Origin of the sequence: Corynebacterium sp., assembly GCF_052107835.1 — a bacterium.
Taxonomy (GTDB): domain Bacteria; phylum Actinomycetota; class Actinomycetes; order Mycobacteriales; family Mycobacteriaceae; genus Corynebacterium.
Genome location: NZ_JBQEDF010000050.1, coordinates 1 through 9,285, shown reverse-complemented (window position 1 = coordinate 9,285; position 9,285 = coordinate 1). Strand labels below are relative to the sequence as shown.

The following is a 9,285-nucleotide window of genomic DNA, read 5'->3' as shown; positions in this document are numbered from 1 at the left end:
GTCCGCGGCATCAAACTGTTAGATAAAACGACGCATCATTGTTTGAAAACGTCGCTTTTCATGACATCACCGTGCACCTAGGCTCGCGGGTGAGCACATCGTCACCGGTGGGAACGCGACCGGTGGGACCCCGACAGACGAGGAGCGCCGACCATGGCCGCCACGACACATCCTTCCCGACCGCACCCCGCGCTGGCGTCCCGCCCGCTGGTGGGGTCGGTCATCGACAAGTCAACGACGCTGCTGGCCGGGCAGACGCACGATATCGTCCGTTTCGCCATGGGCGCGCCGGGTGACGACCTCATCCCGGTGGATCTCCTGGACCGGTACATGGGACAGCCGGAACCGGGGAAGTACGCCTACGGCGCCACCGAGGGGGAGCAGGCCCTGGTCGAGCAGATCATCGGCCACTTCGCCCCGCACGCCAGGGGACAACCCGACCGCATCACCGTGACAACCGGCGGGATGCAGGGTCTGGACCTGGCGTTCAAGCTCTTCGTCGACCCCGGTGACCTGGTCGTTGTCGAGGGCCCCACCTACACCAACGGCAGCGCCACCGCGCTCGCCTACAACGCCGAGGTCGTGGAGGTTCCGGTGGACGGTGACGGCCTGGTCACCGACGCGCTCGAGGACATCGTCGCGGAGAAGGGACGGCCGCCGAAGGTCATCTACACCATCCCGAACTTCCAGAACCCCTCCGGCGTCACGCTCAGCCACCGGCGCCGCGTCCGGCTGCTGGAGCTCGCTGAGCAGTGGGGCAGCGTGATCCTCGACGACGACCCCTACGGGGAGCTGCGCTTCGACGGTGACCCCGTGCCGTCCTTCCACGAGATCAGCCCGGACAATCCGCTGGTGTTCTCGGCGCGGACGTTCTCCAAGACGATCGCCCCGGGGCTGAGGATCGGCTGGGTTGACGCCGACCCGTCCCTGTCGGAGACGCTCATCAACGCCAAACAGGCCATGGACACCTGCGCCAGCCCGGCGGTGCAGCTGGCGGTGACCCGGTTCCTGCGGAACGGGCACTTCGCGGAACACCGCGACCGGGTGCTGGGGCTGTACCGGGAGCGGAAGAACGCCATGGTCGCGGCAGTGGAGCGGTATTTCGGGGACGACGCGGTGTGCACCGACCCGGACGGTGGATTCTTCCTGTGGCTGACACTGACGGGGTCAGCGGCGGACGTCGACACGCAGGAGTTGTTCGAGCCGGCGCTGGCCGACGGTGTCGTCTACATCCCCGGCCCGGCGTTCTCCCCGGCGGGGCTTTTCACGGATTCGTTGCGGTTGTGCTTCGCCACCTCGGATCCGGCACGGATCGACGAGGGGGTCCGTCGGCTCGCAGCGACAATTGACCGGGTCAGTGGAAGAATGGGTGCAGGAGAGGTGCACGTATGAGTGGGAAGACATCACCGGTCGCCCTGGTCACGGGTGCCACGTCCGGCATCGGCGTGGAGATCGCACGGCGGCTCGTCCGCGACGGCTTCTGCGTGGTGGTGACCGGACGGGACGCCGGCCGCGGTGCCGCGGTCGCGCAGGAACTTGCGGCCCCGGACGGAGCACGCGTGACATTCATCCGCGCCGACCTCACCGACGACGGTGCAGCACAGGCCCTGGTGGAGGCGGCGGTGAGCGAGTTCGGACGGCTCGACGTCCTGGTGAACAACGCGGCGATCGACCACACGGACGACCTGGTGGAGACCCCGGCGTCCACGGTCCGGCACGTCTTCGAGACGAACGCCATCGCTCCACTGACCGCGCTGCAGGCCGCGGCCAGGCAGATGCGGCGTCAGAACGCGGCGGGCGACGGCAACGGCGGGGCGATCATCAACGTGACGTCCCGCCTCGCCCACATCGGCGTCCCCACGATGGCGGTCTACAGCGCGGCCAAGGGGGCGGTGCGTTCCCTGACGACGGCGGCGGCGGTGGAGCTCGCACCGGACAACATCCGGGTCAACGCCGTCGCACCCGGCATGACCAGGACCCCGCTGTTCGATGAATGGCTGGCGGGCCAGGACGACCCGGCGGCCACGGAGAAACGTGTCGGTGAGGAGGTGCCCCTGGGCAGGGTCGCGGAGTCGGCGGACGTGGCCGCCGCCGTGGGCTACCTCGCCTCGGACGGCGCCGGCTACATCACCGGCACCACGATTCCCGTCGACGGCGGGTACACGGCCACCTAGCGGCGCAACGGACAGAGAATGAGGAGCCCACGATGACCGAGAAGCTGGAACTGACACCGGGCCTCTTCACACCGGAGGAGTACCTGGGCAGGATCGCGACCGTGCAGGAGCACCTTGCCGCCACCGGGTTCGACGGCGTCCTCGTCGCCGACCCGGCGAACATGTTCTACCTCACGGGGTACAACGCCTGGTCCTTCTATACGCCGCAGATCCTCTACGTGCCCACCGCCGGGTCACCGCTGCTGATGATGAGGCAGATGGACGCGGGCGGCGCACACCACACCGCCGTCGTCTCCGGCGACACCGCCCTGGGGTACCCGGAGAACATGGTGCACCGTGCCGACGTCCACCCGGGAACGTGGATGGCACGGCAGCTCAGGGAGTACGGATACGCCGACGGCACGCGAAAGCGGGTCGCCATGGAGAGTGACTCCCACTTCTTCTCCGTGCGGACCTTCCAGGCGATGACCGCGGAACTCCCGGAGTGGGAGCTGACCGACAGTGGGGAACTGGTCAACTGGGTACGCGTCGTGAAATCGCCGGCCGAGATCGAGCTGATGCGGCACGCAGGACGGGTGACCACACGTGTCATGGACACGGCGATCGGGCTGATACGCGAGGGCCGCCCCGTCAACGAGATCGCCGGGGAGGTCATGCGTGCGCAGGCGTACGACGACGGGGACTACCCCGCCATCGTCCCGATGTTCCCGCGGGGCACGGGCTCGGACACGCCCCACCTGACCTGGACGTCCGAACCCGTGGGGCCGAATGAGCCGGTGCTGGTGGAGTTGGCCGGGGTGCACCACCGCTACCACACTCCGCTGGCGCGCACGGTGTCCGTCGGGACGCCGAGCCGTGAACTCGACCGCATCGCGAAGGTGACCCTGGAGGCCTTCCATACCGCACTTGAACTGCTGGTCCCGGGCAATACCCCGGCGCAGGTGTCGGAGGCGTGGAATGCCGTGCTGTCACGGTACGGGCTGGAGAAGCCCTCACGGCTCGGCTACTCGATCGGGGTCGGTTACCCGCCGGACTGGGGTGAGAGGACGGTCAGTCTCCGGACGGAGGACCGGACGGTGTTCCGGGAGAACATGACCTTCCACGTGATCGCCGGGATGTGGATCCCCGGCAACGGGTTCGAGACCTCGGAGTCCGTCCGTGTCGCCACCGGAGGTCCCGAACTGTTGTCCACGGTGCCGCGGGAACTGGCGGTGGTCGAGCCGTGACGGAGCCGGACCTGGAGCAACGGGCACTCGCCCTGATCGACCGGGACGCGTTGGTGGCCGACCTCTGTGACCTGATCCGGGGTGCGGGGGAGAACCCCGGTGACGACACCGAGGAGGCCACCGTGGACGCGCTGCGGGACATGCTGGAACGGGCCGGGGCCCACGTGGAGACCAGGGAGGTCCACCCCGGACGCCCGAACCTCAAAGCCACGGTGGGTCCACTGGACGGCCCCGGGCTGCTGTTCCTCGGGCACAGTGACGTGGTTCCGGCGGGGGAGGGGTGGACCACCCGGCCCTTCAGTCCGGTTGTCGCTGACGGGTGGATCCGTGGACGCGGTGCAGCGGACATGAAGGGCGGGCTGGCCAGCGTGGTGTCCGCGATGGGAGCGGTCCACAGGGCCGCTCCGTGGGTGCGCATGGACCTGTTGTGCACCGTGGACGAGGAGGACAGGTCGACCGGGGTCATCGACGCGCTGGCGTCGTGGCCGGACCCGGACTACCACGCGTGTGTCGTCGCCGAGCCCACCGACCTGGACCTGGTGATCGGCTGCCGGGGCGCGGCCAATCTCCTGGTGGGGCTCTCCGGGGTATCCGCGCACTCCGGGCGTCCGGAGGACGGCGCCAGCGCGATCGCCGCCGCCGGGGTGGCCGTTGACCTGGTGTCGCGTCTGCATGCGCGGGCGCGGGCGGGCGAGGTGGATCCGCTGCTCGGCACCCCGAGCTGGAACGTGGGGACGATACGGGGAGGGGAGACCGCCTCGATGGTTGCCCCGGCCTGCGATCTGGCGATCGACAGGAGGATGATGCCGGAGGAGAACGCCGACCGTGTCGCCGGGGATCTCCTGGCGGACATCCGCGCGGCCGTGGCGTCCAGCGGGCTCCATGGTGCGGACCGGATCGGTGTGTCGGGCGGGGTCGACATGGTGATGCCCGGCTTCCGGACGGACGCCGGCAGCCTGCTGGTGAGCACCGCCGGGTCCGTCCTTGCTGATCTGGGTGTGGACACCCGGGTGACCGGGTGGACGGCGGCCTGCGAGGGCGGGTGGATGGCCCGGCACTACCAGGTTCCGACGGTGGTGCTAGGCCCCGGCGACGTGACCACCCAGGCCCACCAGCCGGACGAGGGGGTCGGGGTCGACCAGCTCGTCCAGGCCGCGCATGCCTACGCCCTGCTCGCGCTCAGAACCGTCACTGAATCTGACCGGTGACAGTCATGAATTGTCGCTTTTCATTACCTGTCAAGGGAAATACCGTGGAGGACACGGACAACACCAGGAGGACACGCTACCCATGACGACAACCCGTGCGCCGCACACTCCGGAACCCACAACGCAGTCGCACCCCGTGGACGGCCCCGCCCTGTGGCCTTCCCAGGCCCACACCCCCAGCGTGCTGGGACGCCAGCTCGTCATCGAGCGCGGCGAGGGTGCGTATGTATTCACCGCTGACGGACGACGGCTCTTCGACGGGACCGCCGGACTGTGGCACGCCAACGTGGGCCACTCCCGCCCCGAGCTCGCGCAGGCGGCGTACGAGCAGATGTCGCAGCTGGAGACCTACCACACCTTCTCCCGCTTCACGAACGACAAGGCGCTCGCACTGGGCGAGCGGCTGGCGTCCCTGTCCCCGATCGCGGACCCCAAGGTGATCCTGAACTCCGGCGGGTCCGATGCCATCGACGTCGCCTGCAAACTCGCGCGACGGCACTGGCAGCGCGAGGGGCGGTCGGCGAAGAAGATCATCCTCAGCCGAGAGTTCGCCTACCATGGCCTGCACGCCTACGGCACGAGCATCGCAGGCCTGGACTTCAACCGCGAGGGCTACGGGACGGACTCCCTCGTCCCCGAGACTGCCCGTGTCCCTGTCCACGGACTGGACTCCATCGCGCAGGCCATCGCCGATATCGGCGCGGAGAACATCGCCGCGATCGTCACCGAGCCGATCCAGGGCACCGGGGGCGTTAACCCACCGGAACCCGGGTACCTGGAGGGTATCCAGAAGCTGGCCCGCGACAATGACATCCTCTTCATCCTCGACGAGGTCATCACCGGGTTCGGGCGGACCGGGCACATGTTCGCCGCCCAGCGCTACGGCCTCGACCCCGATCTGGTGACCTTCGCCAAGGGAATCACCTCGGGCTACGCCCCGCTCGGCGGCGTGCTCGTGGCGCGGAGGATCTGGGAGCCCTTCTACGTGGACTCCCCGGACACCCCCATCTTCCGGCACGGTGCGACCTACGCCGGTCACGCCACCGCCGCCGCGGTGGCCCTGGCACACCTCGACATCCTGGAGGACGAACAGCTCGTCCCACGCGCCGGGGAACTCGAAGTCGTCCTCGACCGGGAACTCCAGGCACTTGCCGAGCGCAACGAGAACGTCACTGATGTGCGCGTCGCGGGGCTGCTCGGCGGGGTCACCGTCGCCGACCACCTCCCGGCCGAGCGGATCTCCGACGCCGTGATCGGGCTCGGCTACATCTCCCGCCCCCTGCGGGGGAACACCCTGCAGATCAGCCCGCCCTTCATCATCAGTGACGGGGAACTCGTGTCCTTCGTCTCCGCGATCGACGAAGCCATCACCGCCGAAGCGGCCACCAGCGAGGAGCACCCATGACCGCCACCGACACAGGCACCGTGATCGCCGCGGATCCGGACCGGGCCGCCTTCGCCGACGGGGTCGTCCGGGACCTCGGTCTGCCGGCCGACGGTATCGGGGTGGACGACCCCGCCACCGGGGAGACCATCGCCCACATTCCCGATATCGATGTGGACGGAGCCCTGGAGAAGGTCGCTGCCGCGGACGCCGCCGGTGCGTCCTGGGCGCAGACGACCCCGCGCGCCAGGGCGGACGTGCTGCACGCCTGGTGGCAGCTGCTGGTCGACAACACCGAGCGGATCGCCCACCTCATCACCCGCGAAATGGGCAAACCCCTGGCCGAGGCCCGCGGTGAGGTGGTCTACGGCTCCGATTTCGTCCGCTGGTACGCCGAGGAGGCGGTGCGTCCCGGCGGTGACTACCGGCCGTCCCCCGCGGGCGGTGCCGACATCATGGTCAGCCGCGCCCCGGTGGGCCTCTCGGTACTGATCACCCCCTGGAACTTCCCCCTGGCGATGGCCACCCGCAAGATCGCCCCGGCCCTGGCCGCCGGGTGCCCGGTGGTGGTCAAACCGGCCTCGGCCACCCCGTTGTCCACGATCTACGCCGTGCAGCTGGCCTACCAGGCCGGGGTCCCCGAGGACCTGCTCCAGGTGGTCACCACGTCCGGCTCGTCGTCCTTCAGCGAGGCCGTCCTGCGGGACGACCGCGTGCGGAAGGTGTCCTTCACCGGCTCCACCCCGGTGGGCAGGACGTTGCTGGCACTCGCCTCGGAGAATGTTCTGCGGACGTCCATGGAACTCGGCGGGAACGCCCCGTTCCTCGTCTTCGATGACGCCGACCTCGAGCGTGCCGTCGACGGGGCGTTCGCCGCGAAGCTCCGCAACGGTGGCCAGTCCTGCATCGCCGCCAACCGCATCTACGTGCAGGACGGTATCGCCGATGACTTCGTCGCCGCTTTCTCGGAGCGACTGGGTAGTGCTGCGGTGGGTAACGGGCTCGGCGACGGGACGGTCGTCGGGCCACTGATCGATGCGCAGGCGGTCGCCGACATGGGCTCCTACATCCGGGATGCGCTGGCCCGGGGCGCGGAGCTCCGCGTTGGCGGGCAGGCTCCCGAGGGGCCGGGGAACTTCTTCGCACCGACCCTGCTCGACCGGGTTCCCCCGACCGCGGAGGTGGCCACCACCGAGATCTTCGGACCGGTCGCCGCCATCCAGCGGTTCGGCACCGAGGACGAGGTGGTCGCTGCGGCGAACGCCACCGAGTTCGGTCTGGCGGGGTACGTCTTCACCGAGAACCTCGACCGGGCACTCAACATCGCGGATCGCCTGGAGACGGGGATCACCGGGATCAACCAGGGCGTCCCGTCGAATGCCGCCGCACCGTTCGGAGGCGTCAAGCAGTCCGGCGTGGGCCGTGAAGGCAGCGCGGAGGGGCTCGATGAGTACCAGAACATTCGCTTCTACAACATTGCACGTCGCTAATAATGCACGTCGCCAGGGAAGGACAGTAGCCATGCGTATATCGGTCGTCCGGGAAATCAAGCCGCAGGAGGCACGGGTCGGCCTGACCCCGGCCGGGGTTCTGGAACTCACCCGTCGTGGACACACGGTCGCGGTCGAGGCCGGGGCGGGGGAAGGGGCCGGATTCGGCGACGGGGAGTACCTGGATGCCGGTGCCCGGCTGGTCAGTCAGGCCGAGGCCTGGGAATCCGCGGAACTGCTGGTCAAGGTGAAGGAGCCCATCGAGCCGGAGTACCGGTACCTCCGCGACGACCTGACGGTCTTCACGTACCTGCACCTCGCCGCGGACCGCCCACTGACCGAAGCCCTGCTCCGGGCCGGAACCCTGGCCATCGCCTACGAGACCGTCCAGGACCACACCGGGCTCCCGCTGCTGACCCCGATGAGTGAGGTCGCCGGCCGTCTCGCCGCCCACGCTGCGGCTGCCCAGCTCACCGCCGACGAGGGAGGCCCCGGTCTGCTTCTCGGCGGGGTCCCCGGTGTCGCGCCGTGCCGCGTGCTGGTGATCGGCGGCGGCGTTGTCGGCACCCAGACCGCCAGGATCGCCCTGGGGATGCAGGCCGAGGTGACTGTGCTCGACATGTCCCCGACGCGCATCCGCCAGCTCGATGAGCTCTTCGGTGGGAATGTCCGGGTCCTGATGTCGGACGCGGCCACGGTAGGGGACGAACTGGCGTCCGCCGATGTCGTTGTCGGGGCGGTTCTGGTTCCGGGTCGGGCGGCGCCGAAGGTCGTCACGCGGGACCAGCTGTCCCTGCTCAAGTCCTCGGCGCTGCTCATTGACGTGGCCATCGACCAGGGGGGTGCCTTCGAGACGTCCCGTCCGACCACGTATGCGGACCCCACCTTCGAGGTGGACGGCATCCGGCACTACTGCGTGGCGAATATGCCGGGCGGCGTCCCGCGGACGTCGACCCGTGCGCTGACCAACGCGACCCTCCCGTACGTCCTGCGGTTGGCGGGCGGGGTGAAGGACGCCCTGGACAACGACCCGGCTCTCGCCCTGGGGGTCAACACGCGGGACGGCCGGATCATCGTCGACGGGGTGGCCGCCGCTTTCCCGGACCTTCCTGCCGCCCATCCCGTATCCGTTAAGTAGTTGACGCGTCACCTATATGGGTGCATGATGGGGTCATGGACTTCGGAATCTTCACCATCGGCGACGTCACCACCGACCCCACCACCGGACGCACCCCGTCCGAGCACGAGCGGATCACAGCGACAGTCGATTACGCGAAGAAGGCGGAGGAGGTCGGCCTGGATGTCTTCGCCACCGGCGAGCACCACAACCCGCCCTTCGTCGCCCCGGCGAACCCGCCGATCCTCATGGCGAACCTCGCCGCGCAGACCTCGACCCTCCGCTTCTCCACCGCCACCACGCTGATCACCACCAACGATCCGGTACGCCTGGCCGAGGACTACGCCTACGTCCAGCACCTCACCGGCGGACGCGTGGACCTGATGCTCGGCCGCGGAAACACCGGGCCTGTCTACCCCTGGTTCGGCAAGGACATCCGCCAGGGCATCCCGTTGGCCGTGGAGAACTACCACCTGCTGCGGAAGCTCTGGCGCGAGGAGAACGTGAACTGGAAGGGCGAGTTCCGCACCCCGCTGCAGAACTTCACGTCCACACCCCGGCCGTTGGACGGTGAGCCGCCGTTCGTGTGGCACGGCTCGATACGCTCCCCGGAGATCGCCGAGCAGGCCGCGTACTACGGCGACGGCTTCTTCCACAACCACATCTTCTGGAACATCGAGCACACC

8 protein-coding genes are annotated in these 9,285 nt (G+C 68.9%); all 8 read left to right on the top strand.

Annotated features, from left to right (window positions below):
- Positions 1-153 precede the first annotated feature (153 nt).
- Complete coding sequence (locus ACTIL2_RS11850) at positions 154-1,392, top strand: aminotransferase-like domain-containing protein (RefSeq protein ID WP_442337667.1); 1,239 nt, start codon at positions 154-156, stop codon at positions 1,390-1,392.
- Positions 1,389-2,174, top strand: a complete 786-nt coding sequence (locus ACTIL2_RS11845; RefSeq protein ID WP_442337666.1) for an SDR family NAD(P)-dependent oxidoreductase — start codon at positions 1,389-1,391, stop codon at positions 2,172-2,174. The genes ACTIL2_RS11850 and ACTIL2_RS11845 overlap by 4 nt, the downstream gene beginning before the upstream one ends.
- A 32-nt stretch (positions 2,175-2,206) precedes the next feature.
- A complete protein-coding gene (locus ACTIL2_RS11840; RefSeq protein ID WP_442337665.1) occupies positions 2,207-3,400 on the top strand; it encodes a M24 family metallopeptidase in 1,194 nt (397 codons plus the stop codon).
- The gene (locus tag ACTIL2_RS11835) at positions 3,397-4,608 is read left to right on the top strand and encodes a M20 family metallopeptidase (protein ID WP_442337664.1); all 1,212 of its coding nucleotides are present in this window, start codon (positions 3,397-3,399) and stop codon (positions 4,606-4,608) included. Before ACTIL2_RS11840 ends, ACTIL2_RS11835 begins: the two co-directional genes overlap by 4 nt.
- An 82-nt stretch (positions 4,609-4,690) precedes the next feature.
- Positions 4,691-6,013, top strand: a complete 1,323-nt coding sequence (locus ACTIL2_RS11830; protein ID WP_442337663.1) for an aminotransferase family protein — start codon at positions 4,691-4,693, stop codon at positions 6,011-6,013.
- Positions 6,010-7,482, top strand: a complete 1,473-nt coding sequence (locus tag ACTIL2_RS11825; protein WP_442337662.1) for an NAD-dependent succinate-semialdehyde dehydrogenase — start codon at positions 6,010-6,012, stop codon at positions 7,480-7,482. Before ACTIL2_RS11830 ends, ACTIL2_RS11825 begins: the two co-directional genes overlap by 4 nt.
- 31 nt (positions 7,483-7,513) lie before the next feature.
- Positions 7,514-8,620 carry an alanine dehydrogenase gene (gene ald, locus ACTIL2_RS11820; protein WP_442337661.1) on the top strand — a complete coding sequence of 369 codons (1,107 nt, stop codon included), beginning with the start codon at positions 7,514-7,516 and terminating at the stop codon, positions 8,618-8,620.
- A 35-nt stretch (positions 8,621-8,655) separates the two neighbouring features.
- Positions 8,656-9,285 (top strand): LLM class flavin-dependent oxidoreductase (locus ACTIL2_RS11815; RefSeq protein WP_442337660.1); only part of this gene is annotated, 630 nt, incomplete at its 3' end.